The 18,273-nt window shown below is 48.8% G+C and carries 17 protein-coding genes; 6 read left to right on the top strand and 11 right to left on the bottom strand.

What is annotated here, in order from left to right; translation table 11 throughout:
- Position 1: 1 nt before the first annotated feature.
- The 5 genes from HQ50_RS03475 to HQ50_RS03495 all read right to left on the bottom strand — a co-directional run bounded on the left by HQ50_RS03475 (position 2) and on the right by HQ50_RS03495 (position 5,463).
- A complete protein-coding gene (locus HQ50_RS03475) occupies positions 2 to 922 on the bottom strand; it encodes a magnesium transporter CorA family protein (protein ID WP_039419089.1) in 921 nt (306 codons plus the stop codon).
- Between the two features lie 392 nt (positions 923 to 1,314).
- Positions 1,315 to 2,892: a PepSY-like domain-containing protein gene (locus HQ50_RS10350; RefSeq protein ID WP_081960037.1), complete on the bottom strand. Its 1,578-nt coding sequence runs from the start codon at positions 2,890 to 2,892 to the stop codon at positions 1,315 to 1,317.
- A gap of 40 nt (positions 2,893 to 2,932) precedes the next feature.
- Positions 2,933 to 3,370 (bottom strand): PepSY-like domain-containing protein, encoded by a 438-nt coding sequence (locus tag HQ50_RS03485; protein WP_018965359.1) that lies wholly within the window; start codon positions 3,368 to 3,370, stop codon positions 2,933 to 2,935.
- 123 nt (positions 3,371 to 3,493) lie between these two features.
- Positions 3,494 to 4,777 carry a HAMP domain-containing sensor histidine kinase gene (locus tag HQ50_RS03490; protein WP_039428281.1) on the bottom strand — a complete coding sequence of 428 codons (1,284 nt, stop codon included), beginning with the start codon at positions 4,775 to 4,777 and terminating at the stop codon, positions 3,494 to 3,496.
- Positions 4,774 to 5,463 (bottom strand): response regulator transcription factor, encoded by a 690-nt coding sequence (locus HQ50_RS03495; protein ID WP_018965361.1) that lies wholly within the window; start codon positions 5,461 to 5,463, stop codon positions 4,774 to 4,776. Before HQ50_RS03495 ends, HQ50_RS03490 begins: the two co-directional genes overlap by 4 nt.
- A gap of 230 nt (positions 5,464 to 5,693) precedes the next feature.
- Here HQ50_RS03495 and HQ50_RS03500 point away from each other — a divergent pair, with 230 nt between their 5' ends.
- The 4 genes from HQ50_RS03500 (at position 5,694) to HQ50_RS03510 (ending at position 9,650) form a co-directional block, all read left to right on the top strand.
- A complete protein-coding gene (locus HQ50_RS03500; protein WP_039428284.1) occupies positions 5,694 to 6,302 on the top strand; it encodes a C40 family peptidase in 609 nt (202 codons plus the stop codon).
- 286 nt (positions 6,303 to 6,588) lie between these two features.
- Positions 6,589 to 6,708 (top strand): hypothetical protein, encoded by a 120-nt coding sequence (locus tag HQ50_RS12055; protein WP_369794168.1) that lies wholly within the window; start codon positions 6,589 to 6,591, stop codon positions 6,706 to 6,708.
- 176 nt (positions 6,709 to 6,884) lie between these two features.
- Positions 6,885 to 8,939, top strand: a complete 2,055-nt coding sequence (locus HQ50_RS03505; protein ID WP_039428287.1) for a S9 family peptidase — start codon at positions 6,885 to 6,887, stop codon at positions 8,937 to 8,939.
- Positions 8,940 to 9,023: 84 nt separating this feature from the next.
- Positions 9,024 to 9,650 carry an HAD family phosphatase gene (locus HQ50_RS03510; RefSeq protein WP_039428290.1) on the top strand — a complete coding sequence of 209 codons (627 nt, stop codon included), beginning with the start codon at positions 9,024 to 9,026 and terminating at the stop codon, positions 9,648 to 9,650.
- 64 nt (positions 9,651 to 9,714) lie between these two features.
- Here HQ50_RS03510 and HQ50_RS03515 read toward each other — a convergent pair whose 3' ends face one another.
- From HQ50_RS03515 to HQ50_RS11165, 6 genes are all read right to left on the bottom strand, one after another.
- Positions 9,715 to 10,104, bottom strand: a complete 390-nt coding sequence (locus tag HQ50_RS03515; RefSeq protein WP_039419096.1) for a PEGA domain-containing protein — start codon at positions 10,102 to 10,104, stop codon at positions 9,715 to 9,717.
- A 231-nt stretch (positions 10,105 to 10,335) separates the two neighbouring features.
- Positions 10,336 to 11,496 (bottom strand): 1-acyl-sn-glycerol-3-phosphate acyltransferase, encoded by a 1,161-nt coding sequence (locus HQ50_RS03520; RefSeq protein ID WP_039428294.1) that lies wholly within the window; start codon positions 11,494 to 11,496, stop codon positions 10,336 to 10,338.
- Between the two features lie 2 nt (positions 11,497 to 11,498).
- On the bottom strand, positions 11,499 to 12,512 hold the full coding sequence (locus HQ50_RS03525) for a D-alanine--D-alanine ligase (RefSeq protein ID WP_039419162.1): 1,014 nt from the start codon (positions 12,510 to 12,512) through the stop codon (positions 11,499 to 11,501).
- 70 nt (positions 12,513 to 12,582) lie between these two features.
- Positions 12,583 to 13,701: an RluA family pseudouridine synthase gene (locus tag HQ50_RS03530; RefSeq protein ID WP_369794166.1), complete on the bottom strand. Its 1,119-nt coding sequence runs from the start codon at positions 13,699 to 13,701 to the stop codon at positions 12,583 to 12,585.
- A gap of 13 nt (positions 13,702 to 13,714) precedes the next feature.
- Positions 13,715 to 14,371 carry a PASTA domain-containing protein gene (locus tag HQ50_RS03535; RefSeq protein ID WP_026292253.1) on the bottom strand — a complete coding sequence of 219 codons (657 nt, stop codon included), beginning with the start codon at positions 14,369 to 14,371 and terminating at the stop codon, positions 13,715 to 13,717.
- A gap of 284 nt (positions 14,372 to 14,655) precedes the next feature.
- A complete protein-coding gene (locus HQ50_RS11165; protein ID WP_369794167.1) occupies positions 14,656 to 14,805 on the bottom strand; it encodes a DUF1661 domain-containing protein in 150 nt (49 codons plus the stop codon).
- A gap of 387 nt (positions 14,806 to 15,192) precedes the next feature.
- Between HQ50_RS11165 and HQ50_RS03540 the strand changes: the two genes are divergently transcribed.
- Both HQ50_RS03540 and HQ50_RS03545 read left to right on the top strand, forming a co-directional pair.
- Entirely contained in the window at positions 15,193 to 15,813 is a 621-nt protein-coding gene (locus HQ50_RS03540; RefSeq protein WP_039428629.1) for a TetR/AcrR family transcriptional regulator, read from the top strand.
- 34 nt (positions 15,814 to 15,847) lie between these two features.
- Positions 15,848 to 18,253 carry an RND family transporter gene (locus HQ50_RS03545; RefSeq protein ID WP_039428297.1) on the top strand — a complete coding sequence of 802 codons (2,406 nt, stop codon included), beginning with the start codon at positions 15,848 to 15,850 and terminating at the stop codon, positions 18,251 to 18,253.
- The last annotated feature ends 20 nt before the right edge of the window (positions 18,254 to 18,273 follow it).

Raw genomic sequence — 18,273 nt, forward strand, 5'->3', positions numbered from 1 at the left:
GTTAGAACCATTTTATTTTTCTGAAAACGACAAAGGCTATTATCGAAAGCAGGACGGACACGCCCACAATGATGAAGAAAGAATACTGAAACTCACTGCCGGCAATGGGCACATTCATCCCATAGAAACTGGCGATCAGCGTAGGGAGCATCAGTACAATAGAGATCGTAGTCATGCGTTTCATGATTGTATTCAGGTTATTCGAAATCACTCCGCTCAGAGCTTCCGTCGTTCCGGAAAGGATGTCGCTATAGATATTCACCGTATTATAGGCCTGTCGCAACTCTATTCGTACATCTTCCACCAGCTCTTCGTCGATCCGATTTTCTCCCGAAGTCCTTATTTTGCCGAGTACGGCTTCATTGCCGCGAATGGAAGTGCTGAAGTATACGAGAGTCTTCTGAAGCATCATCAGGTGAATGAGGTCTTCATTGCGAATACTGCGTTCGAGTTCTCGCTCGGAAATGGTCACCTCATTGTTGATCTGTTTCAGGTACTTGAGGAACCACACGGCAGAAGAATAGATGAGCCTTAGTACCAGTTCTGTCCGGTTGAGGACTTTGATTCGTTTGCGTCGGGTATGAAGCAGAAAGTCGGCAAGCATGGGAGCACGATGGTAACATACGCTCACCGTTACATCCGATCGGGTAGCTATCCCCATCGGTACGGTTACGTAGGGTACACCGCTCAGGCGACTTTCGACCGGAATCCGCAAGATCGTCAGATGCCAGTCGCCATCATGCTCTACGCGAGGGCGTTCATCAGCATCGGCTATATCGGACAAAAAATCTTCGGGAACATTGAGCGTGTCGATCAGAAACTTCATATCCTCTGCATCGGGAGTTTCGACACATACCCAGCAGTCTGTTCCGAAATCGGGCTTTTCCACAAAACCCTGTTCGGCGAAAAGGTATTTTCTCATTGCTGTACTTCCTCTTCTTTATGTGTTACGGCATTGCGCCGTACCTCCTCCGTCTATCGGGTAGCACAGCAATGCCTGTCAGTTAATCTTTCTACGGCTCGACGGAGGGAATGGGTCTTCCATTGACTATGATTTGATGAAATTAAAATCCGGCCAACCGATCGGTAATGCCGGAAAAATGACTCCACAAAGGTAAGATTATCACGCAAACGAAAAAGATGCTTTGCCTTCAGAGACCACTGTTTTTGCGCTGAAGCTATCGGCAAGTGTACTCATCCGGCCAAAAAGAAGAGGGCGACCCAAGAATAATTTGGATCACCCTCTGTTCTTTATGCTAACCTCGTTCAGGGCTGTCGGCCACTGAAAGAAGCGTCGTCAGAGATCATATAACTTTATTTTTTGTCATCCAGACTCGCACTGATGAAATTGCCTTGTGCGTTGAACAGCAGGTCATACTCCCTGTTGTTGTAGACAATCTCTGCCTCGTATCTGCCATTGGACTTTCTTTCGATGTCCTTAATAATGGCACCGGGATAGTTCTGGTTGATGTAATTGATGATCTTAGCCTTGATGTGAGCAGGAATGTTGTCATCATCATCCTCATAACCATCGATGTGTGCGCTTACAAAGTTACCCTGAGCATTGAACAGCAGGTCGTACTCAGTATTGTTGTAGACGATCTCTGCCTTGTATGTGCCGTTGGACTTTCTTTCTATGTCTTTGATAAAGGCACCGGGATAGTTCTGCTTGATGTAATTTACGATNCCGTTGGACTTTCTTTCTATGTCTTTGATAAAGGCACCGGGATAGTTCTGCTTGATGTAATTTACGATCTTAGCCTTGATGTGAGCAGGGATATTGTCGTCATCATCCTGATTATCTACATTTCCGCTCACGAAGTTACCCTGAGCATCGAACAGCAAGTCATACTCCTTGTTGTTGTAGACGATCTCTGCCTTGTACATGCCGTTGGACTTTCTTTCTATGTCTTTGATAAAGGCACCGGGATAGTTCTGCTTGATGTAATTTACGATCTTAGCCTTGATGTGAGCAGGGATATTGTCATCATCATCCTGATTATCTACATTTCCGCTCACGAAGTTACCCTGAGCATCGAACAGCAAGTCATACTCCTTATTGTTGTAATAAATTTCTACATCATAAGTACCATTGGAGTTACGCTCGATACTGTGAATGATAGCTCCCGGGTAATTCTGATTGACATAGCTGATGATCAGAGCCTTGATGTTGGCAGGAATGTTGTTTTCGTATGCATCATCATCGTAGTCATAGTCGTCATCTCCATCATCCACATGGCTATTTACCCACTCGCCCTGAAGCGTGAAAATAAGAACTCGATGTACCGTACCATCCAGAATATCCACCTCTATGTAGCCATCTTCTATTTCATATTCCAGAATGGTGGCATTGGGATAATTGGCTGCTATATATGCCTTGATGGTGTTCAATACTCCGGTCGGAATAGTCGGATTGGCATATTGGCCCGGCGATACGGAATGAGGAGCCTTTACCGTTTTGATCAGTTTGCCATTAGGCATATAATACAGATCAACCTCCTGTTCGCCCTTTTCGACTTCTATGACATAGAATACTTCGGTGCCATTGCGCTCCACCATATCTACGTCTTCTACCTTCCACTTGGCATATTCACTTGCCTCAAAAGCAGTTCGGACTGCTTTAGGTAGAGCACTATAGGGAATGTCTGTCTCCGTGTATTGCCAGATTCTTCGCAAGAACCACGCTTCAGACTGAACGCCTTCGTTCATGAATTCTGCCACACGAAATTCGCCTTCTTGTTCCCATCTTACATTCTGAGCATTGGGATACATCGTAGCTAAAACGGCCGCTTCATCCGAAGTTGAATTGATGAGATTGTTGTCTTCCTTGTTACATGCAGCAAATAAGCCTGCAAACAGCACCATCGATGCTAAAAACTTGAATACTTTCATTTCTCTAAATTTTTGATTTGATTATTGAATAGAATGCTTGTCAATCATGAAACCGCTTGAAAACCCCTTTGAGAGAGAATACGAGTTCCATGCCGTTGTTTAGTTCCACTTCATAATCTCTGCTATCCCGATCGATTTGAACGATATAGAGATCGGGATGCTGAGATGATATATGGCGCAATATCGGGACAGGGACCAAATCGCTGGGTACGCGCGAGTACTTGCAGTCTATTTCTTTCCAATTTCCTTTTTTGTCGAATTCGATTTTATTGCCATCGGCAAAGACAACATCATAGGTCTTGCTGAACAAGTCGTTGTCCATCTTTACGTATGCTACCTTAGCACTTGCAAAGTGTTTTGCCACGACTGCCTGTGCCTTTTGGGGAATGCGATTGAGAGGGATGATACGATCGCCGGCCGCAAATGCCTTTATTCCAGCCAGTACAATTATTAGAAGAAAAATTTTCAGTCTTTTCATTGCTCTAAATTCTTTATTATCCTTGATTGTGTATAACAAAGAACTTATATGAATCTGAAAAGAAACTGAAATGACGAAAGATTTTGAGAAAAATTTTTCCTGACCGGCCCGTCAAGCACCTTCTTATACTTCCTTGTCGATGGAAAAAGTGTGTTTGCCGTTCTCGAAGCGATAAGAAAGCCGGAGTCCGTACAGTTGGCATATAGAGCGTGCAATGGGAAGCCCTAAGCCGGAAGAATGAGCCTGTTTCATATCGTGATAGAAACGCTCGAATATCAAGGTCTCGTCCAAAGCGTCCTTCACTCCCGTATTCGCTATGCTGCAATGCTTAGAGGTAAGATCGATATGGATCTCTCCGTCTCTTTCAAGATTGTGCAAGTATGCGTTCTTGAGCAGGTTGCTTAGCAAGACTTTGGCCAAGGTCGGGTTCATCGATAGAACCATCGCTTCACTGTTGCCCCACACGATGCGAATACCTCGATTGGCAAAAATCGCTTCATACTCCTCCACCAAATTGCGTAGCAGCTCATTCACATCTATGCTCTCCACCTCAGGGAACTGATGGTTTTCGATTTTGCTATAGAGAAGGAGGGTTTTATTGAGCTGTACAATATGGTTGATAGACTGTATGGCCTTATAAATCTGCTCGAGCTGCTGTTCGTTCAAAGAAGGATCTTGCAGTAGCATTTCCAATTTGTTACGGCTTATGGCCAGAGGCGTTTGCAGCTCGTGTGAGGCATGCGAGATAAATTCTTTCTGCTGCTCGAAAACCTCCACGTTATGGTGGGCAGTACGCAGCATGGCCTCACTGAGCTTGCGGAATTCCGTCACATCCGTTTTTGCCATTACCAATTCTTGAACAGGTTCGTTCACGCGGAAGCGATCTATCCAGTCGATCAGTCGGTACAGTGGCCGGAAACTACGGGATATGATCCACATGGTGACGCCGATGGTAACGATCAGAAGGAGGATATAGAGATAAATGATAAACTCTAACAGCGTTTCGCGCAAATCCCTCTTTTCGATGGTCGGCATGGAAACCTTGAGTTCATAGTATTTGCCATGGCCGTCGCCGAATACCGTATGCATCGTACGGCAGGGCTCCATTTCACGGCGAGCTTTCACGTACACCATCTCATCGTAGTAAATGTCATGAGCGAAGCGCATAGCTTCCTGTGGGGTAATCTCCCGAATCGAGTAGGAGTTGTTGAGGTCGTTTTCGGCCGGTGGAAGAGGGTTGTCGGAGAGAATGTTGCGGATGACGTGTTCGGAGTAGTTCTCCAACGAATCATTCGTCTCGTCGTTTATTTCATCGACGATTACATAATAGAAAGCTATCACCCAAGCGGTAAATACCACGAGGAAGACAGCAGACAAACGCAGTACTATTCGATAAGATAGTTTCAACGCTCTTCGTCCCTTTCTATGAGTTTATAACCGAACCCATATACAGATTTGATCTCGATAGTGGCCCCTGCATCGTTCATCTGCTTGCGCAGATTTTTGATTTGAGCATAGACGAAGTCATAATTATCCGCTTGGTCTATATAGTCTCCCCAGACAGCCTCGGCCAGAGCCGCTTTGTCCACCAATCGGTTAGGACGGGTCATCAGGTGGTGCAGGATGTCGTATTCTTTGCGTTTCAATTCCAGTGGATGGCCATCGACCAAGACTTCGAACTTGTCCGGTACCAAAGATACATTTCCGAGTTTGATTTCCATAGCTCCATGAGCTGTCTTGCGTCGGATAAGTCCTTTAATTCTGGCATTCAACTCTAAGAGGTGGAAAGGTTTGGTCAGGTAGTCATCGGCTCCCAGATCTATTCCTTCTACCTTGTCTTCGATGGAATCTTTGGCAGAGATAATGATCAGATTCTCCGTTTTCCCCCTTTTTTTGAGTTCTTTCAAGAGAGTAAGCCCATTACCGTCCGGCAGCATGATGTCCAGCAGGATACAGTCGTAGTCGTACACGAGTACCTTGTCCAAGCCTTCGTTCATCGTTGCAGCAGTCTCTACCACGTACCTCTCCCCGAGCAGAAACTTTTGGATCGTTTCGCGCAGTTCCGGTTCGTCTTCGATAATGAGGATTTTCATCTGGATAGCCCTGTTTCGATTGATCTTCTTTTACAAATATAACATGGTAAAACTGAATTTTTTCTGAAATAGCCTCTCTCGCCCTGCAGTCCTGTGATGTGCGGATATTTTACGACTGCGTTTTGGCGCGCGGCGCTAATCTTTTTTTACTTTTTATATATCTTTGTTTGAAAGCGATTTGCTGGAATCTTGGCAAATAAAGTCTTTTAGTCACTTAAAAACAGATAGTTATGACAATAAAGCGCGCAGTGCGAATAGCACTTCTCACGCTGATCGGCATCCTTTTTTTCTCCCCTTCGCATATTCAGGCGCAGAGTCCGTTCTGTACCGAACATATCCTGCAGCTATATAACAAGATTCTCAGAGGAGAGTCCCCGGCAGACTCCCTCGCAGCTCAAACAGCGGACAAGGCTGCATTTCCCTTTATAGACAAACTCATCAATCTCGGTCGCACCTTTCTTGGCAAGCCATACCGCTATCGCGGACCCTCTCCATGGCCGATGGACTGCTCCGGCTATGTATCCTACCTCTACTCCAAGTTCGATGTCAGGCTCCCTCGCAGTGCAGCTGCACAAAGCTTGTACACGGACCGTATCAGACGCGAAGATCTGCAGCCGGGCGACCTCATCTTTTTCAAGGGTCGCAATGCGCGCAGCAGCCGTGTAGGGCATGTCGCTTTGGTCGTATCCGTCGATGGTGATGATATTACCATGATGCACAGTCGCAATTCGAGAGGGATCGTAATAGAGAAGCTCAGTCGCAGTGCCTACTTCTCCCGCCGATTGGTCGGCTATGGCAGGGTACCCGGAGAACGGAAAACAACTCCGCGAAAAAGTTGATCGGACCATACTGAAACGACTATGGGGGCTATCCCCCCATGGGGCTGTGCAGCAATCACCGGATTTGTGCACAGTCCTTTTCTCATACAGCCCGATGGGTTTGGAAGGAGAGGTATGGCGAGGTAGTCAAAGAGGAGAAAAGCGGTATACGTTCCAGTTCTTATTTTCCTCTATTCGAGAATGTAAAAAACGATCGAGCTGAGACTTGCCGGCAAAAAGATTTATCGTTCATAAAATTAGATGGAAGTGGTTTGAAAAAACGTGGCGCGGGAAAGTTTTTCTTTTGGTGCGGGAAGTGAAAATTTTTGGAACCAAAACGAAAAACTTCTCGCGCGTCTTTTTCAGGAAAATACGCACCACGATCAGAACATTTTTGGACCGTATCGTAGAGATAGTAGCATGTTGAGCCATTGGCTTGCCGCACCGATAGCGATTGTATCAATGGCGACATGCAGGCCATATGCTCTGTCCGACGAACATGACTCCCTTCATAGATCAAATTCTCGTTAAAAGGGAGGATAACGAGTTTCTTTCGTATTTTCGTTCCACAATAAAATGTAATACAAGTAATAAATCACCACAATGAACAAAAAAATCTTTTCGATGATGGCCGCAAGCATCATTGGTTCGGCTGCTATGACCCCATCAGCCGGAGCCGGCACCGGAGAGCATCTGACGCCGGAGCTATTTATGACCCTGTCGCGAGTGAGCGAAATGGCTTTGTCGCCCGATGGCAAAACGGCTGTTTATGCCGTCAGTTTCCCCGATGTCAAAACGAATAAGGCTACTCGCGAGCTATTTACTGTCAATCTCGATGGTTCGGGACGCAAGCAGATAACCGATACCGAGTCCAACGAATACGCTCCTGCCTGGATGGCCGACGGTAAGCGCATCGCTTTTATGAGCAACGAAGGCGGCAGCATGCAGCTTTGGGTTATGAATGCCGATGGTACGGGACGCCGCCAACTCAGTAATATCGAAGGCGGTATTACAGGATTTCTTTTCTCTCCGGACGAGAAACAGGTGCTTTTCACCAAGGACATCAAATTTGGCAAGCGCACCAAAGATATTTATCCCGACTTGGACAAAGCTACCGGGCGCATCGTCACCGATCTGATGTACAAGCATTGGGACGAATGGGTGGAGACCATACCGCATCCCTTTATCGCGAACGTAACGGATGGGATGATCACCACCGGCAAGGATATTATGGAGGGCGAGCCCTACGAAGCCCCAATGAAGCCGTGGGCCGGTATCGAAGATTTCAGCTGGAGCCCCGACGGACAGAACATAGCCTATGCCAGTCGTAAGAAAACGGGCATGGCATATTCTCTATCTACCAACTCAGACATATATATCTACAATCTGGCTTCCGGCCGCACACACAATATTTCCGAGGGGATGATGGGCTACGACACATATCCGAAGTTCAGCCCCGACGGCAAGAGCATCGCATGGATCAGTATGGAGCGCGATGGATATGAAAGCGATCTGAAGCGTCTTTTCGTGGCGGATCTTGCCACAGGAAAGCGCAACTACGTAAACCCCACATTCGATTACAATGTGGATATGATCCAGTGGACGCCTGACAGCAAGGGTATCTATTTCCTTGCCTGTAAGGAGGCGGAGACCAATCTGTGGGAGATTACGCTCCGAACCGGTAAGATCCGTCAGATCACACAAGGACAGCACGACTATGCGGACTTCTCCGTGCGCAACAACGTTATGCTTGCCAAACGCCATTCTTTCGAACTTCCTGACGATCTCTATCGAGTGAATCTGAAGAACGGTGCAGCACAGGCGATCACGGCAGAGAACAAAGCCATCCTCGATCGTCTCGCGCCGATCACCTGCGAAAAGCGCTGGATGAAGACTACCGACGGAGGCAATATGCTTACGTGGGTAGTGCTGCCGCCCAACTTCGACAAGAACAAGAAATATCCTGCTATACTCTATTGTCAGGGTGGTCCGCAGAACACTGTTAGCCAGTTCTGGTCCTTCCGTTGGAATCTCCGACTGATGGCTGAGCAGGGTTACATTGTCATTGCTCCCAACCGTCATGGCGTACCTGGATTCGGACAGAAATGGAACGAGCAGATCAGTGGCGACTATGGTGGCCAGAATATGCGTGACTATCTGACGGCCGTGGATGAAATGAAGAAAGAGCCGTACGTCGATGGCGATCGTATCGGAGCAGTGGGGGCCAGCTACGGAGGCTTCTCCGTCTATTGGTTGGCCGGCCATCATGACAAGCGATTTGCTGCTTTTATCGCTCATGCCGGTATCTTCAATCTGGAGATGCAGTACGCCACGACGGAAGAGATGTGGTTTGCCAATTGGGACATAGGCGGTCCTTTCTGGGAGAAAGATAACGTAGTGGCTCAGCGTACCTATGCAACTTCGCCGCACAAGTTCGTGCAGAATTGGGATACACCTATCCTCATGATCCATGGCGAACTGGACTTCCGCATTCTCGCTTCACAGGCTATGGCTGCTTTCGATGCGGCACAGCTTCGGGGTGTCCCGAGCGAGATGCTGATCTATCCGGATGAAAACCATTGGGTACTCCAACCGCAGAATGCACTGCTATTCCATCGTACATTCTTCGGCTGGCTGGATCGTTGGCTGAAGAAGTAATTACATTCCCGTCATACAACGAAGGGGGCGGGCAGACACGATAACGTCAGCCCGCCCTCTCCATTTCAATAATAGCGCACATTTATGATTAGAAACATCGTATTCGATCTCGGCGGAGTTCTTATCCATCTCAACCGCGGAGAATGTATCCGACGATTCAAAGCCATTGGCGTAGCACACATAGAAGAGATGCTCGACCCTTATCTGCAAAAGGGGCTCTTCCTCGATTTGGAGTCCGGGCGCAAGAGTGAGGAGGAATTTCGGGACGACCTTTCCCGACACATCGGCAAAGAATTGACTTATCAGGAGGTGTACGACGCCCTTCTGGGCTTCCTTGAGGAAGTTTCGGCCGAGAAGTTCGACTATATCGCTTCGCTACGATCCGATTATCGGCTCTTCCTCCTCTCCAATACCAATCCTTATGTCCTCGATCTGGCTATGAGCCCCTGTTTTCTCCCCTCGGGACGAACGTTGGATAGCTTCTTTGATAAGGTGTATGCCAGTTGTCGGATGGGCAAGTGCAAACCCAACGAAGATATTTTCCTCGAAATGATAGCCGACAGCGGTATGAAGCCTGAGGAAACTCTTTTCATCGACGATGGACCGGCCAACGTAGCCATGGGTAAGCGTCTCGGCTTCCATACCTTTTGCCCCGATAATGGGGAAGATTGGATTCCTACCGTTCGCCAACTCCTCCACGAACAGAAATAAAGAAGGGCTGTACCGCGAATCTTTTCGCTCTGTACAGCCCTTTTCGTATAGAAAAAACGTTTGCTTATTTTGTAGGCTCTTGCATGGTGAAGTCCACGTTCAGCTTATTCTGATCCAGCCCGTACCAGTTGCCTGTAATGGCATCGATAGCCACGGGAAGAAGACCGCCCAGTACATCCAATACCACCCACTTAGCTTCTACGCGGTTGTTGATTACACGTATGATCGGTTGTTTGCCCGGAATACGAAACTCCACGGTGTAGGATTTGTCAGCCTTGAGCGAGAGCTGCAAAGGCGTTTGTCCCATCCTGTCCCCATTGACATAAACTTCGGCACCCTGTGGGTTGGAAACCATTTCCACTGCATGCGTCTGTTTGCCGAAAAGAGTGGCGCAGCCGGTGATCGCAGTCAAGCATATGGCACCGCACGCTAAGCATAGTAATGCTTTTTTCATTGTCTTGTTTTTTTATTGCTTTTCTGCCCCCATGGTTAGATCTGTATGGAAAGACGATGGAGGCGTAGACATCTTTCTCATACTGAATGATATTTTTTTCTTTTGACAACTCAGAAAGGAGAATGTCAATTTTTTTAGAAAGCAAAAGTAGCATAAACTCCAAATCGATACCATCTGCCTGCTAAAATGATAGTACGGGGGTTCGGGCGAGAGGAGGGTGTCGATGTCGAATTATGTATTCTGTGGCTCACGAGCGGCATAATAGGCCTTTGCCGGATTGGCATACATGGTCAGGATCAGTCGTTTCAATTCCTCTTCGTCCTTATCCTGCATCTCCACTTTGGCGATTTGTGCAGACAGATAGTTTACAAAGGTTTCTTTTTCTTCCTCGCTATAATGCGTACCGGCGTGGTCGCATCCGTCCAGAAGATCCCATGCTACATAATTGCCCGGATAGAGACGGTAGCGACGATGGATTTCTGCATCGATCAGTTTGCCTGCTTCTGTGAACTGCCGGGCGTGCGGTATGTCTGTTGGGATGCTTTCGGCCAATTCTCTCAGAGGAGTACCTATGGCAAAGTGAACACGTCCTTTGTAGCCGAAAATACCTGTCTGCATATTGAGCAGATCCTCCCCGACGGGTTTCTTATATGACGGATCGCGTTGCTTGCAGAGCATTTCGCGTGCTTTCAGGTAATCGCAGGGATCATACTCATAGCTCAAAGAGAGCGGCACGATGTTGAGGTCGAGCAGACTCTTGATCCCTCCGTCCTCACCACTCATGGCAAGCATTTTGAGCACACTGCTCTGTGTGCGATCGTCGGCATCTTTGGCCCGTCCTTCGCGTTGGGCTATCCAGATGGAGTCTTTCGTATGGGTGATCGTATGCCGGATGTATGCCGATAGTCTCTGCGACTGTGCTATCAGCTCGCGCATATTGATTCCGCGGCGTACGATAAAGCTCCCGTTGAGCCGTACGAAGTCTTCTATCCAAGGCTTCACGAGCAGATTGTCCCCGATGGCTATCTGCGGCATATTGTAGTCGATCTCGGCCAGCAGCAGGTTGAGGAAAGCCGAGTCCAATACGATGTCGCGGTGGTTGGAGATAAAAACGTAGGCTCCATTGTCAGGGATACGACTCCTGCCACTCAGCGAGAGGCTGAAGGTCGTTTTCTCACCCACCGCCTTAACGGCTGTATAGCCGAAGATGTGTTTGAATTCGCCGGCCGATTTGCAGCCCAACATCATTTGTTCGAACTCTTGCGGCTTTAGGTCCGGCATCATTTTGCCGAACACATACCGATATTCGGCTGAACTCAGCAGGCGTTCGATTACGGCCGGAGCCTCCTGATCGCAGTATGGCCTGATGTCCTCAAATAGTGTCGTATCCATAGTTATTGGTTGTGAAGTTGTCCGTTACTGCTGTCGTTCAGTCCATCCCGAATGATAGTGCAAAGCACCTCTTTCATATCCATTCCGGCAGCCCGAATCTGCTGGGGAATAAAACTTGTAGGGGTCATGCCCGGTGTCGTGTTTACTTCCAGCAGCGTAGGGATACCGTCTGCTTCGATGATATAGTCCACGCGTATGATGCCCCGAGCGTTGAGAAGTTCGTATATGCGCGCTGTCATGGTTTGTATCAACTGAGTGGCTTCATCACTGATTCTTGCCGGTGTGATTTCTTCGACGGCACCGTTGTATTTGGCATCGAAGTCGAAAAACTCATTATGTGCGACAACTTCCGTAACAGGCAATGAAACGACTTCTTTGCCTCTGAGGAATGTTCCGCAGGTAACTTCGGTACCGCATATCAGACGCTCTATCATCACTTCTTCACCCTCAGAGAAGGCTTGTTCTATTGCCGGATGGAGCTGTGCTGCTTCCACCACCTTGGTAGTGGCGATGCTGGACCCTCCCACATTGGGTTTCACGAAAAGAGGAAGCCCCATACGTGCTGTCAGACTCGCTACATCGGGCAGAGGATCCCGCCGAGTCAGTCGGACAGAATCGGCAATGCGTATACCGAAGCCGGAGAGAAAACGATTGCAGACGTATTTGTTGAACGTCAGCGATTCGACAAGCGTGTCGCCCGTATTGTACGGAATGCCGATCATATCGAGATACCCTTGAAGCAGACCGTTCTCGCCCGGAGTCCCGTGTATGGTGATAAAAGCATAGTCAAACCGTACTCGTTCGCCGTCAAGATCAAAGCTGAAATCATTCTTGTCCAAGGGAACCGCTCTTTGCTCCGATACCCGCACCGACCAGCGATCGCGCTCGATCAGCACAAGAAAGGTGGAGAAAGGCTCGCTTCCAAGCCAGGAAAGAATGCCGGCAGCACTCTTGAGCGAAACGGAATGTTCGCCCGAATAACCGCCAGCAACGACAGCTACAATTGGTTTTTTCATCATTCTGTTTATTTAATATGTAGGGGAAAAGCTATTGCACTATTAGTAATGGGGGATCGGTCGAATCGGTTCAGATATAATCCTGTCCTGCGGATATGCAGGTGATAAACGTACGCCAACGCTCAAGCAAAGCAGTAAGATCGGCAGGCAGATCGGAGTCGAACAGCATTTCTACACCTGTTACAGGATGGCGGAAGCCTAATGTCTTGGCATGCAGTGCCTGTCGCGGGCAGATAGCCAGACAGTTCTGCACGAATCGGCGGTAATTGGCCGTATTGTTTCCTCTCAGGATTTGATCGCCGCCATAACGCTCGTCAGCAAACAGCGTATGGCCTATGTGCTTCATATGTGCCCTGATCTGATGAGTACGTCCCGTCTCCAGACGGCATTCTATCCAGCTGACGTATGCCAGCTCTTCCAAGACCTGATAATGCGTTACGGCCGGTTTGCCAATATCTTCATTGGGAGGGAATACAGCCATTTGCAGGCGGTCTTTCAGGTCGCGTCCTATATTGCCGGTAATGGTCCCGATCGGGTAGTCGAAACGCCCCCATACCAGTGCACGATAGGAGCGATGCGTCGTCTTATAATAGAATTGCTTGCACAAATCCGATTTGGCTTCGGCTCTCTTGGCAACGACCAGAAGGCCGCTCGTGTCCTTGTCTATACGATGTACGAGTCCCAGACTTGGATCCATGGGGTCGTATTCGGGATCCTCTCGGAGGTAGTAGGCCAGTGCATTGACCAGCGTGCCCGTATAATTGCCATGGCCGGGGTGTACCACTAATCCGGCAGGCTTATTGATCACGAGCAATACATCGTCCTCATACACTATATCGAGTGGGATTTCTTCGGGTATGATCTCCAATTCCCGTCGCGGCCGTAGGAGTTCCAGCGTGACCACGTCGCCCGGTTTGATCCGGTAGTTGCTCTTTACAGGCCGCCCGTTGACGAATATGGCACCGGCCTCGGCCGCCTGCTGGATACGGCTGCGTGTGGCATTGTTCATCCTGTCGACGAGGAATTTGTCGATACGAATAAGCGTCTGCCCCGGATCCGCTACAGTCCTGAAATGTTCGTATCTGTCCTCTTCCGGATCTAACCCGCCGTCTGAGATGTCCTCTGCATCGTCTTCTTCGAATAGGTCCGCCATCTCGGGGGTCATCGGATACAGCTGTTTTTCCTCCATAAGGCGTACTTGGTTACCACCACGATTCGCTATTCTCCTCTTCGGCCTTTCCCGAAGCTGTGTCCGCCGATGAGCTGTAGGTGATAGGCTCGTCGATCAGTGACGAATCCGGAGAAAGCGGTGCATAACCGTTGATCACCCGTAGTACCAACGGAGTCGTTATCGGCAGACGGGTGCCGGCCAGTACGTTCCTGCCATCGGCCAGTTCTACTCCGTCCGTCAGATTGATAAAATCGCCTGAGATATACCGCTCCGTGACCTGTTCGAAGCCCAATCCTTTCAAAATAGCGTGAGCCTGACGGCTGGACATGTCTTTCAGATCGGGTACGATTCCTTTCCGAGCCGATCTTGCATTGATCGAAAGAAAGATGATACGCCCGGGCTTGACCGTATTGCCACTGCGTGGAACCATTTCCACTACGACACCCGGAGCCAGAGATTTGTCATAAACGGAATCGACCAGTTCGTAGCGAAGATCGTGGCTCGAGAGCAAACGCTCAGCCTCTTTCAAATCTTTGCCGCGCAACTCCGGCATTACGATAGAACTGTTGTGCCTCGTGTAAATATCCAGTCCGAACATAATACCCATGAGGATAAGCCCTGAAGCCAAAATCATCAATAGCAGGTGAAATAGGACAGGATATTTATGACGAAAATTCTTTAGTTGCATGCCAACGGAATATTATTTTGTTCCAAAATACAGTTCAAAGTACGGAAAAAACCTGCAAACAGAAAAACAGAAGCAAGTACCGGAAAGGGTTGGCAGTCGGGAGCGGTTTGTTCCGGTTTTACTCCCCGGTCTGTCGCCTTCATCGGGAATGAAGGCCTTATCATCGATCTCCACCGGCTTATTAACCTGAGTTCGTCCTAAGACGAGCGATGTGGGTAGAGTGCACCCATCATGGAGGTGTCGATCTTACGCCGTGGCTCAGATTGGCCAATCGCTATAGCCGGCTATTTCTCAAATACGAACCAAAAATGCTCCGATTGTGGCGCGTGTTTCCCCGAAAAGTGGCGCGAGAATTCTTTCGTTCCGGCGCGTAAAATTTTTACTTCCCACGCCAAAACGAAAAACTTCCCGCGCCACGTTTTTTGGAGAGGCAAACGAGAAAATTCTCGCGCCTAAATCCATCGGATGCCAGACATCGCTACACTTCATTTCCATATATGTTCGATTCGTGGGGGAGCATTGTACCCCTTGCCAATGACTCTTTTATGTATTTGTTCTGTATGGATAAATGGTGGCGGATTTTGCGCTTCGATCAAGCATTTGCTCTGCAGTATGATGAGGGGCGTTTATTCGAGGAGGATTCTACCGGTGAAAAAGCCCCTTTTTGAAAGAAATGCCTGGTACACAGATTGGTATCGACAGCCGTTTTGCCGATTTGTTGTTAGATTTTGATCGCTTTTGTGTCGATTTTACCTAAAAATCGGGATTGTGAACACTGTTCAGGCTTTGTTCCTTTGTCATGTGCCAATAGCGATATCAAATTGACAAGGACAAAAAACGAGACGGATGCCCGTGCCAGAATCTTGCGAGCTGCACGAGAGGAATTCATGGTTAATGGATTCCGAGATGCTTCTTTGCGTACCATCGCTCGCGAATCGGGAGTAGCCGTGAGCAATATATACAACTACTTCGAACACAAGGACAGCCTCTTCAGGGCTGTGCTTCAGCCTCTCTTGGATGAATTCGGACGGATAATGGAAGATCACAACAGTGAGCACAATATGGATGTCTATATGCTCATGCCTGAAAAGTTCCGTGAAGAGACGACAAAGGAGTTCATGCAGTTTGCCCGACAGTTTCGGGCGGAGCTGAAGCTCCTCCTCTCGCAGTCCGGCGGTTCGTCGTTGGAGCACTTCAAGGACCAGGTCATCAGCAAGCAAATGCGATCAGGTGAGAACTATCTAAGGCTCTTCAAGGAGAAATACCCCCATGCCAATACTGAGGTAAGTCCCTTTTTCATTCGATTGGGGGCTACATGGTGGGTCAATGTCTTCATTGAGATCATAACGAACGAGACCCATACCGATGAGGAGATCAGCCAAGGCTTGTCCGAGTATATCGCTTTCGGCACGGCCGGCTGGCGAGCACTGATGCAGATATAATACAGAACATAAAAAACACAAATGAGACAAAGCAATGAAAATAGAACGCATTAACAGGTGGTTTCGCCATCGTGGCGAATGGATTATCCGCAGGCGTTGGATTGTATTGGGAGGTTTTTTCCTCTTTCTCTTTCTCGGATTCAATGGATTGCGTTTCCTCAATATCAAATCCTCATGGGAAGACTATTTCCTCGAAGACGATCCCATGATCATCAAGACGGAGGAGTTCAAATCCGTTTTCGGCAATGATAACTATGCCGCTGTATTGACCCGCTGTGACAATATTTTCACGAAAGAAAATCTGGAGCTGATCCGTCGTCTTTCCAACGAGATGCTGGACAGCATTTCCTATGCCGATAAGATTACTTCGCTTACGGACATCGAGTTCATGATCGGGAATGAGGAGGGGATGACCATCGAGCAGATCGTACCCGAAGAGATTCCTTCCGACTCTGCCGGACTGGCGGAGATCCGACACAAAGCATTCCTCAAATCATATATAGCCAACCGTCTGGTGTCCCGGGACGGTACCCTTACGTGGATTCTCCTCAAGCTGAATCCCTTCCCGGCCGATTCTGTATGGAACAAAGGGAAAGGCACCATCGCCCCCGAAATGGTGGTAGGACGCGAATTGGAAAACATTATCCGCAAGCCCGAATATGCCGCCTTGCACCCCAAAGGGGCCGGTATGCCCTATCTGACGGATAGGAAGATGGCTTGGGTGAATAGAGAGTTGCCTCTTGTAATGGGTATTGCCATTCTGCTGGCTATCATTGTGCTCGCATTATCTACCCGTTCTTTACGCGGAGTGGTAGTGCCCCTAATCACGGCCTTGTCCTCCATCGTCATGGCCTATGGACTGACGGGTTATCTCCGCTTGGGTATCGACAGTGGTATGATGATGATACCGATGCTCTTGGCCTTTGCCGTAGCCGTGGCGTACAACATCCATATCCATTCCTATTTCCGACGGCGGATGATGATACATGGCAAGCGCAAGGAAGCCGCTGTGGAGACCATCGAAGAGACGGGGTGGCCCGTACTCTTCAGTGCCCTCACCACCTTTGCCGCCCTTCTTTCTTTCCTGGCTATTCCCGTCGTACCGATGCACTTTATCGGCATCGCTACTTCTACCAGTGTCCTCTTCTCCTTTATGATTGCCATTACGGTGATGCCCACTACTTTGAGTTTCGGTAAAGACCGCCGGCCTAAAGCCTCCGTGGGAAAAGAAGGCAAGCATCGGCTGGACCGATGGCTCGAAGCCTTCGGTGCCTGGGTATTGGATCATGAGAAGTCCGTCTGGTCTGCTTTTATCATCATGACTGTGGTGATGATCCTCGGATTCCTGAAAATGGAGACGGCATTCGATATCGAACGGACGATGGGAAGACGGATAGAATACGTTAGTAATATCCTCTCCGTGAGCGAAAGCGAATTGGGGTCTCTTTACTCCTACGACATTATGATCGATTTGGGCGAGGAGGGGAAGGCCAAGACTCCCGAAGCTCTCCATGCTCTGGACAGCATCGCTCGTCATGCCGAGGCGTATCCCCTGACCAAGCGCACGACTTCTATCCTGAATATCCTCAAGGATCTGAACGAGACCCTGCACGATGGGAATGAGGTCTACTATCGCGTTCCCGATGATGCGGAAGAGGTGGCACAGCAGCTTCTCCTCTACGAAAACGCAGGTGGCAGCGAAGCCGAAAACTGGATAGACTACGAATACAAACGGCTGCGTCTGAAAGTGGAGATGAATTCCTACAATTCGGGTGAGGCCGAGTGGGAATTGCAGGACATTACCGACTATGCCCGTAAGCTTTTCCCCGAAGCAGAGATTACACCGGTGGGCAGCCTGCCGCAGTTCACCACGATGATGCAGTATGTGGTGCGCGGACAGATCGCCTCCTTCCTTATCTCGCTGCTTGTGATCGGGCTATTGATGTCCATCGTCTTCGGTAGCATTCGTGTAGGGCTTATAGGTCTTATCCCCAATATCATGCCCGCCATTGTGGTGGGCGGTCTGATGGGCATTCTGGATTATCCGCTGGATATGATGACTGCTACGATCATGCCTATGATATTGGGTTTGGCTGTGGACGATACCATCCACTTCTTCAACCACGGACACTTGGAGTTCGACCGCCAGCGCGATTATCGCGGAGCCATACTCAAATCGTTCCGGATCGTCGGCACGCCCATTTTGCTCACCAGTCTTATCGTCTCGGCCAACTTTGCCGCTTACACCATTTCCAAAGGGCACTCCTTCGTACATATGGGTATTCTATCGGTTGCGGGGATGTTCACAGCCCTTTTGGCAGACCTCTGCATCACGCCGCTCCTGTTCCGACGATTCCGAATATTCGGGAAAGAAGATTCTGCCGTGTCGGCATCCGGAGAGACTGAGCACGGACCTCAGTCGAATATCCCCAACGGTTAGGCGTATAAGGTAAAATGCCT

The sequence above is a fragment of the Porphyromonas sp. COT-052 OH4946 genome, assembly GCF_000765965.1.
In the GTDB taxonomy this organism is placed as follows: domain Bacteria; phylum Bacteroidota; class Bacteroidia; order Bacteroidales; family Porphyromonadaceae; genus Porphyromonas; species Porphyromonas gulae.